Origin of the sequence: Psychrobacter sp. UBA2514, assembly GCF_002341255.1 — a bacterium.
Taxonomy (GTDB): domain Bacteria; phylum Pseudomonadota; class Gammaproteobacteria; order Pseudomonadales; family Moraxellaceae; genus Psychrobacter; species Psychrobacter pacificensis.
Map to the genome: position 1 here is coordinate 451 of NZ_DDNS01000024.1, position 761 is coordinate 1,211.

Here is a 761-nt window from a genome sequence, read left to right on the forward strand (position 1 = left end):
GTGACTGATATTTTTATACGATTAGATTATTTATACTCATCTGCTAAGAAGTCTAAATAACGTTTCCAAGAGCGCTCATCGGCGCGTGCATCATATCTGTCACTGCCAAATACGCTAAAGGCATGGGGTGCGCCGCTATAGGTAATCATCTCGTGCGGTACGTTGGAGGCTTCCAAGGTCTTGCCTAGCGTTGCAAAGCTCTCTAGAGAGACAGACTGGTCAGCTGAGCCGTGGAATACCAATATCTCGCCAGTGGTCTTGTCATAACTTTGACCGGTCGGAGTATCAAAGGCTCCATGGAAGGGGACAAAGGCTTTTTGCGGGAAGCCTGAACGGGCTAACTCTAATGCAACCGTACCACCGAAACAGTATCCCATGGTCGTGCCGTTGCGCACATCATTACCCTCCAGTCGTCCAGCATTTAACGCACCTTGTAGTATGCGGCGCATTTTGTTGCGATCGTCATACAATTCGCCTGTTAAACGCTTATTTTCTTCGACAGAGGTCGGACGAATGCCTTGCCCAAACATGTCTGCTGCCAGTACGTTGTAACCTTCATTCGCTAGCATATCAGCGCGTTTGCGCTCATAGTCGGTTAGACCATCCCAGTCATGAATCAACAAGATAAAAGGAGCGTAGGGCTTATCGGCTTTGGCGTAATAGCCCTCGTACGCTTGGTTATCCACTGTATAAGTGACGTTCTTGGTCGTGATAGCGGCAGCGGTTTGGCTGATGGTCAATGCCAGGAGTCCCATTGATGC

Annotated in this window: 1 protein-coding gene; it reads right to left on the minus strand. The window is 49.0% G+C overall.

Going from position 1 to position 761, the window contains the following annotated elements; translation table 11 throughout:
* Positions 1-26 precede the first annotated feature (26 nt).
* On the minus strand, positions 27-761 hold a 735-nt coding region (locus B3V51_RS08125; protein ID WP_286708225.1), incomplete at its 5' end, for a dienelactone hydrolase family protein.